11 protein-coding genes are annotated in these 13,723 nt (G+C 65.9%); all 11 read left to right on the plus strand.

From position 1 onward, the window contains the following. The first annotated feature begins 182 nt into the window (after positions 1 to 182). The 11 genes from AC1DQQ_RS07505 to xrtA all read left to right on the plus strand — a co-directional run bounded on the left by AC1DQQ_RS07505 (position 183) and on the right by xrtA (position 13,634). Positions 183 to 1,667 carry an acyl-CoA ligase (AMP-forming), exosortase A system-associated gene (locus AC1DQQ_RS07505; RefSeq protein WP_478044742.1) on the plus strand — a complete coding sequence of 495 codons (1,485 nt, stop codon included), beginning with the start codon at positions 183 to 185 and terminating at the stop codon, positions 1,665 to 1,667. Further along, entirely contained in the window at positions 1,664 to 2,851 is a 1,188-nt protein-coding gene (locus AC1DQQ_RS07510) for a pyridoxal-dependent decarboxylase, exosortase A system-associated (RefSeq protein WP_478044743.1), read from the plus strand. The genes AC1DQQ_RS07505 and AC1DQQ_RS07510 overlap by 4 nt, the downstream gene beginning before the upstream one ends. 111 nt (positions 2,852 to 2,962) lie before the next feature. After that, on the plus strand, positions 2,963 to 3,604 hold the full coding sequence (locus AC1DQQ_RS07515; RefSeq protein ID WP_478044744.1) for an XrtA/PEP-CTERM system exopolysaccharide export protein: 642 nt from the start codon (positions 2,963 to 2,965) through the stop codon (positions 3,602 to 3,604). 16 nt (positions 3,605 to 3,620) lie between these two features. Further along, positions 3,621 to 5,141 (plus strand): XrtA system polysaccharide chain length determinant, encoded by a 1,521-nt coding sequence (locus AC1DQQ_RS07520; RefSeq protein WP_478044745.1) that lies wholly within the window; start codon positions 3,621 to 3,623, stop codon positions 5,139 to 5,141. After that, positions 5,138 to 6,154: an AAA family ATPase gene (locus AC1DQQ_RS07525; RefSeq protein WP_478044746.1), complete on the plus strand. Its 1,017-nt coding sequence runs from the start codon at positions 5,138 to 5,140 to the stop codon at positions 6,152 to 6,154. Before AC1DQQ_RS07520 ends, AC1DQQ_RS07525 begins: the two co-directional genes overlap by 4 nt. Then, entirely contained in the window at positions 6,151 to 7,773 is a 1,623-nt protein-coding gene (locus tag AC1DQQ_RS07530; protein ID WP_478044747.1) for a hypothetical protein, read from the plus strand. The genes AC1DQQ_RS07525 and AC1DQQ_RS07530 overlap by 4 nt, the downstream gene beginning before the upstream one ends. Positions 7,774 to 7,809: 36 nt before the next feature. Continuing rightward, positions 7,810 to 8,946 carry an AAA family ATPase gene (locus AC1DQQ_RS07535; RefSeq protein ID WP_478044748.1) on the plus strand — a complete coding sequence of 379 codons (1,137 nt, stop codon included), beginning with the start codon at positions 7,810 to 7,812 and terminating at the stop codon, positions 8,944 to 8,946. A 20-nt stretch (positions 8,947 to 8,966) separates the two neighbouring features. Next, entirely contained in the window at positions 8,967 to 9,809 is an 843-nt protein-coding gene (locus tag AC1DQQ_RS07540; RefSeq protein WP_478044749.1) for an XrtA system polysaccharide deacetylase, read from the plus strand. Positions 9,810 to 9,811: 2 nt separating this feature from the next. Continuing rightward, on the plus strand, positions 9,812 to 10,879 hold the full coding sequence (locus AC1DQQ_RS07545) for a FemAB family XrtA/PEP-CTERM system-associated protein (protein WP_478041892.1): 1,068 nt from the start codon (positions 9,812 to 9,814) through the stop codon (positions 10,877 to 10,879). Next, positions 10,879 to 12,102 carry a TIGR03087 family PEP-CTERM/XrtA system glycosyltransferase gene (locus AC1DQQ_RS07550; RefSeq protein ID WP_478044750.1) on the plus strand — a complete coding sequence of 408 codons (1,224 nt, stop codon included), beginning with the start codon at positions 10,879 to 10,881 and terminating at the stop codon, positions 12,100 to 12,102. Before AC1DQQ_RS07545 ends, AC1DQQ_RS07550 begins: the two co-directional genes overlap by 1 nt. After that, on the plus strand, positions 12,099 to 13,634 hold the full coding sequence (xrtA, locus tag AC1DQQ_RS07555; RefSeq protein ID WP_478044751.1) for an exosortase A: 1,536 nt from the start codon (positions 12,099 to 12,101) through the stop codon (positions 13,632 to 13,634). Before AC1DQQ_RS07550 ends, xrtA begins: the two co-directional genes overlap by 4 nt. Positions 13,635 to 13,723 lie beyond the last annotated feature (89 nt).

Raw genomic sequence — 13,723 nt, forward strand, 5'->3', positions numbered from 1 at the left:
CGATGCCTCAGCACGATACATTCAGTTCGTCATGCCGGGCGCGTCCGCCGCGTAACGGGTCACGGCTTCCGTCGTCGCAAGGCGGACTCCGGCACGAGGCCGGAGTGATGTTGGGAGTTGAGCTTCAGCTGCGAGGGTAGTCCAGTCTTGGGGGAAGCGTCGCGCCTCGCTATCAAGGTCCCATGATCCCACTCGATCCAGTGCCGCGGCCGCTCGATCACCTGACGTTGCGTGGGCGCGCTGGCGATCCGGCGCTGGCGACGCGCGATGGCATGCTCGATTTCGCTGGCCTGGAAGCGGCGGTTGGAATGCTGGCCGGATGGCTTGCGGGGCAGGGGCTGGCCCTGGGTGATCGCGTCGCGACCTGGCTGCCCAAGACGCGCACCACGTGCCTGATGCCATTAGCGGCGGCGCGTGCTGGTTTCGTCCATGTTCCTGTAAATCCACAGCTCAAACATTTACAAGTGCAGCATATTCTTGCCGATAGCGGCGCGCGCTTGTTAATCACGCAAAGGGCGCGCGCCGAGACGCTCGATGCGGAGAGTGCGAGGATCGTGACCGACGATCCGCCGCTCGACGGACCGGTCCTGCCGCCCTCGGACGCCGACCCGGACGCCTTGGCGGCGCTGCTTTACACCTCGGGATCGACCGGGCGGCCCAAGGGGGTGATGCTCAGCCACGCCAATTTGTGGCTCGGCGCGATCAGCGTTGCGCATTATCTCTCGCTCGCTCCCGCCGACCGCGTGCTCGGCGTGCTGCCACTCAGCTTCGACTACGGCCAGAACCAACTCTTCTCGACCTGGGCAGCGGGGGCGTGTGTCGTGCCGTTCGACTATCTGCTGCCGCGCGACGTCTACCGCGCGATAGAGCGCGAGCGGATCACGACGTTGGCCGGCGTGCCGCCACTGTGGGCGCAGTTACTTGATATCGACCCTCAGGATATCGACACAAGCTCGTTGAAAAGAATTACGAATTCTGGTGGAACGCTGACCCGGCGGCTGATCGGCGGACTGCGCGAGCGTTTCCCGCAGGCCGATATCTATCCGATGTACGGGCTGACCGAAGCCTTCCGCTCGACCTATCTCGACCCCGCCTTGGTCGCCGACCACCCGGATTCTATCGGTCGAGCGATCCCCTTCGCCGAGATCATGATCGTGCGGCCCGACGGGACCGAGGCTGCCTCCGGTGAGCCGGGCGAGCTGGTTCACGCCGGCCCGCTCGTCGCCCAAGGTTATTGGCGGGATCCCGAACGGACCGCGGCGCGCTTCCGTCCGGCACCGGCTTGGTCGCAAGCGGGCGGCATGGCGGTATGGTCGGGCGATACGGCGGTACGCGACGCCGACGGGCTGCTGCGCTTCGTCGGCCGCGATGACGAGATGATCAAATCGGCCGGCAACCGCATCAGCCCCAACGAAATCGAGGAAGCGATCACCGCCGGTGGCGAGACCAGCGAGGCCGTCGCCATCGGCGTGCCCGACGAACGCCAGGGCCAGACGATCGTGGTGATGGCGAAGGGTGACGGCTCCGCCGAAACGGTCTTGCGGGAGCGTCTGCGCCGCGATCTACCCAATTTCATGCAACCGGCGCGCTACATCTGGCTGGCCGAGCTGCCGCGCAATGCCAACGGCAAGCTCGATCGCGCCGGGCTGAGAGGGATGACGTCATGAAGTCAATGGGCGCGATCCCTCTGGAATTTCAGTCACTTCCGCTGACGATCGGCGGCCGGTCGGTGGAAGAGTTGCTCAGCTCCTCGCCGCTATTCGTCTACGATTCAGCAGTGATCCGAAGCCGGATCACGCGGTTCCGCGCAGCTTTTCCGGGCATCGACCTCCATTACGCGGTTAAGGCCAATCCTTTCGCACCGTTGCTCGCCGCGATGGTTCCGCTGGTCGACGGGTTCGACGTCGCATCCGCAGGCGAGCTGGCGCGGGTTGCCACGCTTGGCAAAGCAGTCAGCTTCGCCGGGCCGGGAAAAACCGATGCCGAGCTCGACGCCGCCATTGCAGCCGAGGTCACGATCAATCTGGAGAGCGAAAACGAAGCCGATCGTGCGTTGGCTATCGCTGATCGGCGGGGTGCGGCACCGCGCCTCGCGGTGCGCGTAAACCCCGAATTCGAGTTGCGTGGGTCGGGGATGCGGATGGGTGGGCGCGCCTCGCCCTTCGGGGTCGATGCCGAACGCGTCCCGGCGCTGGTGAAACGACTGCAGAAGGCCGGCGCCGATTGGCGCGGATTCCACATCTTCGCGGGATCGCAGGCGCTCGATCCCGCGGCGATCATCGACAGCCAGGCGCATACGCTCGACCTTGCAGCCCGGCTGGCCGAGGCAGCGGGGGCAACGCCGCCACTCGTCAATCTCGGCGGCGGGTTCGGCATTCCCTATTTCCCGGGCGAGCAGGTGCTTGATATCGAAGCGATTGGTGCCGCGCTGACGCTCAGGCTAAAGGCGCTCCCCGACACGCGATTCGCGATCGAACTCGGGCGCTGGCTGGTGGGCGAAGCGGGCGTCTATCTGACCCGCATCATCGATCGCAAGGAAAGTCGGGGCGAGACCTTCCTGGTGTGCGACGGCGGCCTCAACCATCAACTCGCCGCCACCGGTAATCTCGGCACCGTCGTGCGTCGCAACTATCCCCTTGCCGTCGCCACGGCGTCGGCCGACGCGCCGCGCGAAACAGTGAGCGTGGTCGGTCCGCTGTGCACCCCGCTCGATCGCCTCGCCGACCAGGTCGAACTGCCGCGGGCCGGTCCGGGTGACGTCATCGCGATCTTCATGGCTGGAGCATATGGACTTACCGCCAGTCCCTGGGAATTCCTGGGCCACCCCAGACCCGGGGAAATACTGGTGTGACCGATTACTCCTAACGCAATCTTTACCCCCTCGACCCCATAGCCAAGCCCGAAGTCTGCGCGTGCCGGAGTGACGTCACCGGTCCAGCCGTGCGCAGACGGGAGGCTGATTATGAGTTTCGTGAAGTTTTCCAAGGCCTTGATGCTCGTCGGTGCGAGCACCAGCGTGCTCACGGGATGTGCCGGCGGCGGCGGTGCCCAATTGCCGCCCGCGTCGTTCGTCGGAACGCGCGAGCAGCCAAGCGAGGAATATGTGATCGGTCCGATGGACCAGCTCAACATCTTCGTGTGGCGCAACCCCGAATTGTCGGCGAAGGTCCAGGTGCGCCCCGATGGCCGCATCACCACGCCCCTGGTCAACGACATGCCCGCGGTCGGCAAGACCCCGGCGATGCTCGCCGACGACATGAAGATCGCGCTGAGCACCTATATCAAGGACCCGATCGTCTCGGTCATCGTCGAGAGCCCGCAGAGCACCTACAGCCAGTCGATCCGCATCGTCGGCGCGACCGAAAAGCCGGCATCGATCCCGTATCGCGCCAACATGACCCTGCTCGACGCGATGATCGCGGTCGGCGGGCTCAACCAATATGCCGCGGGGAACCGCGCGCGGCTGGTGCGCCAGGACCGCAATACCGGCCAGCAGCGCCAGTATAACGTCAAGCTCGGCAAGCTGCTCAAGGACGGCGACCCGTCGGCAAACGTCAAGCTCGAGCCGGGCGACGTGATCATCATCCCCGAATCGATGTTCTGACGGAGGCCTTGAAACCGTGAACGGCCTTTATGACGAATTTCGCGTCGCGCTCCACGCGATCTGGAACCGCCGCTGGATTGCTCTGGCGGCGGCCTGGATCGTCGCGATTCTGGGCTGGCTGGCGGTCAGCCAGATGCCCAATCGCTACGAATCGAAAGCGCGCGTGTTCGTCCAGATGGGCCAGGTGCTGCCGTCGAAGATCGGCATCAGCGCGGCCGAGCAGCAGAACGATGTCGATACGATCCGCCAGACGCTGACCAGCGCAGTCAATCTGGAAAAGGTCGTGCGGGGCACCGACCTGGCCAACACCGTCTCGACGCCGCAGGAGATCGCCGACCGCGTCGCCGGCCTGCAGCAGGCCGTCAAGATCGTCGCCCAACAGAACAATCTGTTCGAGATCAGCGTGACCTCGTCGAGCCCCAAGCTGGCCGCACAGATCAACCAGAAATTGATCTCGATCTTCGTCGACCAGAATCTGGCCGACTCCCGCAGCGACACCCAGACCACGTTGCGTTTCCTCGACAGCCAGGTCGAGGATCTGCAGCGCCGCCTGGGCGATGCCGATGCCAAGCGCGCGCAGTTCCAGACGCAATATCTCGGGTCGCTGCCAGGAACCGGTTCGCTGTCGGATCGCATGTCGGCGGCGCGCACGCAGATGGCGCAAATCGATGGCGATCTCGCCGCCGCGCAGACCAGCCTGGCGTCGATCAACGGCCAGATGTCGGGAACTGCCGTGAGCATTCCGGGGGTCGGCGGTGCCGGCAGCGCCGGGCCAGCGCGCGCGCGCCTTGCCGCGATCGAGGGCCAGCTCGCCGATGCGCGGGCCAAGGGCTATACGGACAATCATCCCGACGTGATCGCGCTCAACAGCCAGCTCGGCGCCGCGCGCGCCGCGGCGGCACGCGAACCGGCGGTCGGCAGCTTCGCCGGCAATGGCCAGCCCAATCCGCAATATCTCTCGCTCAAGTCGATGCAGGTCGACAAGCAGTCGCAAGTCGCGGCGCTGTCGGCGCGCAAGCAGCAGCTGCAGCACGACATGGACGCGATCACCAGCAAGCTGAACGGCGATCCCGCGGCGGCCAACGAGCAGAGCCAGATCGACCGCGATTACCAGGTGCTCAAGGACCAATATGACAAGTTGCTGAGCGACCGCGAGGACGTTCGCGTCCGGGCGCAGGCGCAGGCGCAGACCGACTCGATCAAGTTCAAGGTCATCGATCCGCCGGTGGCGCCGCGTGCGCCGACCGCGCCCAATCGGCCGCTGTTGCTGACCGGCGTGCTGCTCGCGGCGATCTTCGCCGGCGTCGGCGGTGCGTTCGCGCTGTCTCAGCTCAAGGCGACCTATGCCACCGCCGGCCGTCTCGAAAAGGCGACCGGACTGCCGGTGATCGGGTCGATCAGCGAGCGCGTGTCCAGGGTCGAAGTCGAATTCAGGAAACGCAAGCTGCGCATGTTCGCGGGCGCCGCGGCCGCATTGCCGGTCGCGTTCGTCGGTCTGCTCGGCGTCGAAATGCTGATGCGGGGGCTCGCGGCATGAACAAGCCGATCATCACCAATAAGGGATCGCTGCTCGAGCGCGCAGCCGAAGTCTACGACTTCTCGGCGCGGCTGAACGCGCGCGCGATTCCGGAAAGCGATTTACAGGCTCCGCCGGTGCTCAAACCGGTCGTGCCCGTACCTGCGGCCGCGCCTGTTGCCGAAGCGCTGAAACCCGTCGAGGCGCCCAAAGCAGTTGCGGTTCATGTGGACGCGCCCGTCGCCCCCGTCGCTCGGCCGGCGCCAGTACCGCCAGCGGCTCTGCCCGTGGCGGGCCGCCAGGCCAAAGTCGACCGCGATCTGCTTGTGGAAAACCAGTTGCTCATCCCAGGTGCGGCGATCGGCGTGTTGGCCGAGGAATTCCGCCTCGCCAAGCGCCATCTGCTGCTCACCGCGCGCCAGCTCAACAAGCATGAGCCCGACAAGGCACGGACGATCCTGGTCTGCTCGGCCAAGCCCGGCGACGGCAAGACCTATTGCGCGATCAACCTGGCGATCTCGATGGCGGCGGAGCGCGATACCCGCGTGCTGCTGGTCGATGCCGATTTCGCCCAGCCGGCGATCATGAGCCGGCTCGGCGTCGAGGATGGTCCGGGGCTGCTCGACGCGCTGAACGATCCCTCGATCGATATCGAGAAATGCGTGGTCGGCACCGATATTCCCAATCTCAGCCTGCTGCCCGCCGGCACCCAGACCATTTCGGATACCGAACTGGTCGCCAGCGGCCGCACCCCCGATCTGATCGCGCGGCTGCTTGCTGCCGATCCGGACCGGATGGTGATCTTCGATTCTCCGCCTGCTTTGTCGGCGTCGCCCGCTTCGGTGCTGGCGCTGCATGTCGGCCAGGTCATGCTCGTGGTCCGCGCCGACAAGACGACGGAAGGCGAGATCCGTGACACCGTGCAGCGCCTTGAGGGCTGCGAGCACATCCAGCTTTTGTTGAACAGCGTTGCGTTTGCCCCGGGGGGGGCTCGTTTCGGCAGTTATTACGGCCAGGAGGACGAGGGCCAATGATCCGCAGCATTTCCGCGGGGGTCGCGCTTGCGACGCTGCTGGCAGCAATGCCGGCAGCGTCGCAGGACGACCGCGACGGCGGGGGCAGGGGCCGCAAGGTCACTATCGCGCCCTATATCGAGCTCAGCCAGGTGCTGACCGCCGACGTCCAGTCGGGCGATGTGCTGACCTATAGCTCGGCCGCGGCCGGGGTCGACGCCTCGGTCGAAACACGGCGCGTGTCGGTCAATCTGTCGGCGCGCTACGAGCATCAGTTCGCCTGGGACAAGAATAGCGGCGACGCCGATGTCGTCACCGGTCTTGCCAACGCACAGGTGCGTGTGGCGCGCGGCCTGTCGCTGGACGCGGGCGGCATCGCCACGCGCTCGCGCAACGACATTCGCGGCGCTGCGCCGGTGTTCTTCGGTAACGACCGCGACAATGTCAGCAACGTCTATTCGGGCTATATCGGCCCGACGCTGACTACCGGCAGCGGGCCGGTCGCTATCAACGCTGCCTATCGCTTTGCTTATACCAAGGTGACCGAGCCGGGTCCGACCGGGGTCGCCCCGGGCAGCCCGCGGCTCGATTATTTCGATGATTCGAAGACGCAGATAGCGACCGCCTCGATCGGCTTCAAATCGGGCACCGTGCTCCCGGTCGGCCTGACCGCGAGCGGCGGCTGGACGCGCGACGACCAGAGCCAGCTCGGCAACCGCTTCGACGATCTCTATGGCCGCGTCGACGCGGTGATGCCGCTGTCGGGCAATGTCGCGGTCGTCGGCGGCGTCGGTTATGAAAAGCTGACCTCGAGCGCACGCGATCCGTTGCTCGACACGGCCGGCGTGCCGGTCACCGACAGCCGTGGGCGGTTCGTGACCGATCCCAATTCGCCGCGCCGCATCGCCTATCAGACCGACGGCATCTATTGGGATGCCGGCGTCATTTGGCGTCCGAGCCCGCGCACTGCGGTCGAGGCGCATGTCGGCCGCCGTTACGGGTCGTGGAGCTATACCGGCTCGCTCAGCTACGCCCCGAGCAGAAGCGTCGGCGTTCAGGTCGGCGTCTATGATACGGTCGAGACCTTCGGCGGCCAGTTGCAGCGCAGCTTGCGCGGGCTCCCCGCCCAGTTCACCGCGACGCGCGACTTGCTCGCTCAGCAATTCTCCGGATGCACCTTCGGCACGACCGGCGGCGGCGCCGCGGGCGCGTGCATGAATTCGGTGTTCCAGTCGGTGTCGACCGCGACCTATCGCTCACGCGGCGTCGATGCGGTGGCCACGCTGACTCGCGGCACGTCAACGCTCGGCTTCGGCGTGGGTTATTCGAATCGCAAATTCTATGCGCCCAACAGCCCGGGCGTGGTGATCATCGGCACCAGCGACGAGAGCTATTACGCACAGCTCTTCTACTCGACCTCGATCGGCGAGCACACGTCGTTCAACGCCGACCTGTTCGCCAATTATTACGACAGCGGCCTTGCGCCGGGCATCTACAGCTTGGGCGCGACCGGGTCGGTCTCGCGCAGCTTTGGCCGCCTCGGCACGACCGTCTCGGTGGGCGCCTATACCTTCAGCCAGAAGGGACAAGAGGACCAGACGAGCGCGCAGGCGTCGCTGGGAGCACGCTACCAGTTCTGACCGGAGAGGCGGGGTACCCGCCCGGAGACGAAGACGATGTATGACGACCATTACGGATTGAGCGGACGCCCGTTCGCGCTGACGCCCGATCCGAAATTCTGGTTCGATACCGCCACCCACCGCAAGGCGATGGCGTATCTCGGCTATGGCCTGAGCCAGGGCGAGGGCTTCATCGTCATCACCGGCGATGTCGGCGCGGGCAAGACCACGCTTGTCGGCCATCTGATGGCGACGATCGACCGCGAGCGGCTGCACGTGATCAAATTGGTGTCGAGCCAGGTCGATGGCGACGATTTGTTGCGCATCGTCGCGACTGGCCTGGGGGTCGAGACCGCGGGCCTGATGAAGGCGCAATTGCTCGTCGCGATCGAACGCGGCCTGCATTCGATCGCACGCGCGGGTCGCCGCACCTTGCTGATCGTCGACGAGGCGCAGGCACTGCACACTGGCGCGCTCGAAGAATTGCGCATGTTGTCCAATTTCCAGGCCGGCGGCCACGCACTGCTGCAGATATTCCTGCTCGGCCAGCCCGAATTCCGCGCTGCGCTGCATGGCAGCGACCGGCTCGAACAGCTCCGCCAGCGCGTGATCGCGATGCATCATCTCGATCCGATGGGCGCCGAAGAGGTCGAGCCCTATGTGCTGCACCGCATGTCGCTGGTCGGCTGGAACGGCCGTCCCAAATTCACGCCCGACGCCTTTGCTGCGCTCTATCGCGGGTCGGACGGCGTGCCGCGCCGGCTCAACCAGCTGGCGGGACGCGTGTTGCTGTTCGGCGCGATCGAGCAGGTCGACGTGATCGACGCCAAGGTGGTCGATGCGGTGATCGCCGATATCACCGGCGACATGCCCGCCCCAAGCGCGCCCGCGCCGCGGCCGGTCGTTGCTGCGCCCGAACCCAAGCCCGAGCCCGAGCCCGAAATCTTCGCGGTGCCGGAGCCGATCAAGGCCCCTGAGCCGGTCGCAACGCGCGAACCGCTCGCGGTGGTGGAACCTGCGGCACCGGCGAACGACCCCAGGCCCGCGCCGATCGAGATTGCGCATGATCGCTTCGCGGCGATCGAGGCGCGGCTCGAGGAACAAGATGCGGCGTTGCGCCGCGTGCTGGCATTGCTGGTCGATTGGGTCGAAGGTAACGAGGCCGCGGCAGCGCGCGGTGGCCGTGCGGCCTGACGCGCGACGGGAGCGGCATCATGCGCAACGGCCTGTCGGTCGACGTCGAGGAGTGGTTCCAGGTCGGCGCCTTTGAACGCGTGATCGCCAAGGCCGATTGGGACGGCCTGGACAGCCGCGTCGCTTACAATACCGGCAAGGTGCTCGACCTGTTCGGGGAGACAGGGGTCAAGGCGACCTTCTTCACCTTGGGTTGGGTGGCCGAGCGAAACCCTGCGCTGATCCGCCGCATCGCCGATGAGGGCCATGAGGTCGCGAGCCATGGCTGGGACCATGATCGCGTCTTCACGATGACCCCCGACGCGTTCCGCGCCGACCTCAAGCGAGCGCGCATCGCGCTGGAGGATGCATCGGGCCGGCGCGTGACCGGTTATCGTGCGCCGAGCTTTTCGATCGACCAGCGCACACCCTGGGCACACCTGGTGTTGGCCGAGGAAGGCTATGCCTATTCGTCGAGCGTCGCGCCGCTTGTCCACGACCATTATGGCTGGGCCGATGCGCCCAAATACGCTTATCGCCCGGTCGCGGGATCGGACCTGATCGAACTGCCGATCACGCTCGCCGATGTCGCGGGACGCAAGATCACCACCGGCGGTGGGTTCTTCCGGTTGTTTCCTGCGGCGATCACCGATCGTGCGGTTGCGCGCGCCAATCGCGACGAGCATCGCCCGGCGGTGTTCTATTTCCATCCCTGGGAAGTCGATCCCGAGCAGCCGCGCGTCGCGCGCGCGCCGCTCAAGTCGCGGCTGCGCCATTATAGCCGGCTCGGCGCGATGGCGGGCAAATTGCGCGGGCTGGTCAAGCGCCACGATTGGGGCCGCGTCGACGCCGTCGTCGCCATCGAAGCGGAGCGCCTGCAGTGACGATGCCTTTGGTCTCGACCCCGGTGGCGATCAACGCCGCAGACTTGGGCAATCCGAGCGAGCGCGCGCGGATCGATTCCTATGTCCGCGCGCATCCTGATGCCACGCCGTTCCACCTGACCGGCTGGAACGTCGCGGTCGCGCTCGCCTGCGGTCAGACCGCGCATTGCCTGATCGCCGAGCACGCCGATGGCACGCTCGCCGGCGTGTTGCCACTGACCGAAATCCGCTCACCGCTGTTCGGCAAGGCTTTGGTCTCGGCCGGGTTCGCCGTCGATGGCGGTATCCTGACGAGCCGCGACGCGATTGCCGACGCTCTCGCCGCGTCGGCCTGGGCGATGGCCGAACGGCTGGGCTGTCCCAGCCTCGAACTGCGTGGCGGACCGGCGCCGGGCGAGGGATGGATCGTCGACGAGACGACCTATCTCGGTTTCTCGCGCGATCTCGCCAAGGACGACGAAGCCGAACTGCTCGCGATCCCGCGCAAGCAGCGCGCCGATGTCCGCAAGTCGCTCGACGCCGATTTGGACATCGCGATCGGCAGCACGCCGCAAGATCTGGCGATGCATTACGCGGTGTTCTCGGAGTCCGTCCGCAACCTCGGCACGCCGGTATTCCCCGCCAAGCTGTTTCGCGCGGTCGCCACCGAGTTGGGCGAGCATGCCGACGTCGTGACGGTATCCAAAGACGGCAAGCCGCATGCCAGCGTGTTCAGCCTCTACCTCAACGGCACCGTCTATCCGTTCTGGGGCGGCGGCACGCGGGAGGCGAGGGCGCTCAAGGCCAATGACCGGCTTTATTACGAACTGATGCGCCATGCGCGTGGACGCGGGTGCACGCGCTACGATTTTGGCCGCTCGAAAGCGGGGACGGGAGTCGCCGCGTTCAAGAAGAATTGGGGATTCGAGGGCGTCCCGCTGCGCTACGCCAAGCGTGTCGCCGCTGGCGAAACGCCGCGCGAGATGAACCCGATGAGCCCGAAATATCGGCTGCAAGTAGCGGTGTGGAAGAAACTGCCCTTGTGGCTCGCCAATGCGATGGGACCGGTGATCGCCAAAGGCCTCGGCTGATGGCGGATATCCTGTTCCTCGCGCATCGATCGCCCTTTCCACCCGATCGCGGCGACAAGATCCGCGCGTTCAACGTGCTTAAACATCTTGCCGCGCGACATCGCGTGCATCTCGTCGCCTTCGCCGACGATCCCCGCGACCTCAAGGCGAAGAAGGGGCTAGTGCCATTCACCGCCAGCCGGTCGATCCTGTGGCGCGGCAAATCGCGACGGCGCGCGCTCGTCGAGGCGCTGGTCCAGCGCAGGCCGGCATCGCTGACCGCGTTCGACAATCACGCGATGCGCGAGGTCATCGCCGACCTGTTGGAGCGCCGCTCGATCGACACGATCTACGTCTTTTCGGGTCAGATGGCGCAATATCTGCCCGCCAAGACTCGCGCTCGCGTGATCATGGACTTTTGCGATATGGATTCGCTCAAGTTCGCGGATTACGCAAAGGGCTCGCGCGGACCGATGCGCTGGCTGATGCGGCGCGAGGCGAATCTGTTGTTCCAATTCGAACGGCAAATCGCGCGGCGCGTCGATGCCAGCGTGTTCGTCAGCGAGGCCGAAGCCGATCTGTTCCGCAAGCGCACCGGCTCCGTCAATGTGCAGGTGGTCGAGAATGGAATCGATACCGACTTCTTCGATCCCGCCGCGTCGTTTCGTCGCATCGATACGACCGGCAAGCTGATCGTGTTCACCGGCCAGATGGACTATCGTCCCAATGTCGAGGCGGTGACCTGGTTCGCCGAAACGGTGCTGCCGCATATCCGCGTCGTTCATCCCGATGCGGTCTTCGTCATCGTCGGACGCAACCCGACCGACGCGGTTACCGCACTGGCGAAGCAGGATGGCGTGCGGGTGACTGGCGAAGTCGCGGACGTACGGCCGTGGATCGAGGCGGCGGCCTGCGTGGTCGCACCGCTGAAGATCGCGCGCGGTATCCAGAACAAAGTGCTCGAAGCCATGGCGATGGCGCGTCCGGTCGTGGCGAGTAGGCCTGCCGTCGAGGGAATCGACCATGACGGCACGATCCTGAGCGGCGATACCGTGGCCGAAGTCTCCAATGCGGTGAACGGGCTGTTGTCGGACTCGCAAGGCGCGGCAGCGATGGGGCGCAAGGCGCGCGAGCGGGTTCAGGCGCGCTATGGCTGGAACGCCAGGCTTGCGCCGCTCGATGCCTTGATCGGCTGGGGCGCGAAGGGTGTGCCGGCAAAGGCGAAGGGACGGGCCGCGGCATGACCAGCGTCGCCGGTTCCGCACCTCGTCCCGGGCTTGTGATCGCCGCCGCCTGGCGCCGCCCGCTGGTCGCGCTCGTCGCGACGATGGCGGTGATCCTGCTGATGTTCCGGCGGGACGTTGCGGCATTGGCCGAACTCTATTGGACCAACACTACCTTCGGGCATTGCCTGTTCATCGCTCCGGTGATCGGCTGGCTGGTATGGATTAGGCGGAGCGAGTTGGCGCAACTGACTCCCCAAGCCTGGGCGCCCGGGCTCACGCTGGTTGCGGCGGGCGGATTCGGCTGGCTGCTCGGCGATGCCGGGGGGGTATCGTTCGCGCGGCATCTCGGCGTGGTGATGATGCTGCAGGGCGCGGTGGTGACGATATTCGGGCCCAATGTCGCGCGCGGGCTGCTCTTCCCGATCGCCTATGCGCTGTTCCTGGTGCCGTTCGGAGAATTCCTCGAGCCGCCACTCCAGACGATCACCGTATGGATCACGATGCATCTGCTCCACTTGGTCGGCGTCGCGGCGACGGTCGACGGCGTGCTGATCACAGCGGGCGACAAATATTTCGAAGTGGCGGAAGCGTGCTCGGGCTCCAAGTTCGTGATTGCGATGATCGCTTACGGCGTTCTGGTCGCCAACCTCTGCTACCGCACTTGGCCGCGGCGCATCGCCTTCATGACGATGGCGATCATCGTGCCGGTGCTGGCCAATGGCGTTCGCGCGTTCGGGACCATCTATGCCGCCGTCCTGACCAGCGTCGAACAGGCCACCGGATACGATCACATCGTATTCGGCTGGGTGTTCTTCGGGCTGGTGATGGCGGCGGTGCTGGCGATCGGCTGGAAATGGTTCGACCGCGCGCCCGATGCGCCGGCATTCGATCCGGCGCGGTTGCAAGGCCCGGTCCGCTGGCCGCTCGATACGATCGTCGCCGCGTTGCTGGTGCTCGCTGTCGCGGCGGCGTTCCCCGGATGGTCGGCGGCGATTGCCGGTCGCGCGCAGGCATTGCCGCAGCGTATCGACTTGCCACAAGTTGCCGGCTGGACCCGCGCGCCGGTCAGCACGCGTGCGCCCTGGATGCCGACCTATCCTGGCGCCGATCATCAATTGTTCGGCCGCTATGTCGATGGGAGCGGAAACGCCGTGGACCTGGCCATCGCGGTCTATGGCAGCCAGCATCAGGGCAAGGAGATGGTGGGCTTCGGGATCGGCGTCATGCAACAGGATGACCGCTGGGTGCGGGTCGAGGATCTCGATGATCTCGACGGCGGTACGGTCATGCGCATCACCGCGCCGGGGCCGGTGGAGCGTCGGGTCGCGACGTGGTACCGGATCGGCAATGTCCTCACGTCCGACCCCAAAATCGTGAAGCTCGAAACGCTCAAGGCCAAGCTGCTGGGCGGGCCGCAGCGTGCGGTTGCGATCCATGTTTCAGCTGAAACGCTGCCCGGCCACGACTCGCGCGCGGCGATGGCGAAATTCCTCGCGGCTTTGGGGTCGCTCGACGTTTTGGCCGATCGTTCGGCGGGGATGATCCGGTGACAACTCCCGTCATCCCAGCGAAAGCTGGGATCTCTAGAGTTATGGCGACATTGCCTGAGACCCCGGCTTGCGCTGGGGTGACGAGCACG

This window comes from Sphingomonas sp. P4_G3, assembly GCF_056401105.1.

Excerpts from the sequence above, each read along its gene's own strand:
- AC1DQQ_RS07505 (WP_478044742.1), top strand. The coding sequence starts at position 183 with ATGATCCCACTCGATCCAGTGCCGCGGCCGCTCGATCACCTGACGTTG.
- AC1DQQ_RS07510 (WP_478044743.1), top strand. The coding sequence starts at position 1,664 with ATGAAGTCAATGGGCGCGATCCCTCTGGAATTTCAGTCACTTCCGCTG.
- AC1DQQ_RS07515 (WP_478044744.1), top strand. The coding sequence starts at position 2,963 with ATGAGTTTCGTGAAGTTTTCCAAGGCCTTGATGCTCGTCGGTGCGAGC.
- AC1DQQ_RS07525 (WP_478044746.1), top strand. The coding sequence starts at position 5,138 with ATGAACAAGCCGATCATCACCAATAAGGGATCGCTGCTCGAGCGCGCA.
- AC1DQQ_RS07530 (WP_478044747.1), top strand. The coding sequence starts at position 6,151 with ATGATCCGCAGCATTTCCGCGGGGGTCGCGCTTGCGACGCTGCTGGCA.
- AC1DQQ_RS07535 (WP_478044748.1), top strand. The coding sequence starts at position 7,810 with ATGTATGACGACCATTACGGATTGAGCGGACGCCCGTTCGCGCTGACG.
- AC1DQQ_RS07540 (WP_478044749.1), top strand. The coding sequence starts at position 8,967 with ATGCGCAACGGCCTGTCGGTCGACGTCGAGGAGTGGTTCCAGGTCGGC.
- AC1DQQ_RS07545 (WP_478041892.1), top strand. The coding sequence starts at position 9,812 with ATGCCTTTGGTCTCGACCCCGGTGGCGATCAACGCCGCAGACTTGGGC.
- AC1DQQ_RS07550 (WP_478044750.1), top strand. The coding sequence starts at position 10,879 with ATGGCGGATATCCTGTTCCTCGCGCATCGATCGCCCTTTCCACCCGAT.
- xrtA (WP_478044751.1), top strand. The coding sequence starts at position 12,099 with ATGACCAGCGTCGCCGGTTCCGCACCTCGTCCCGGGCTTGTGATCGCC.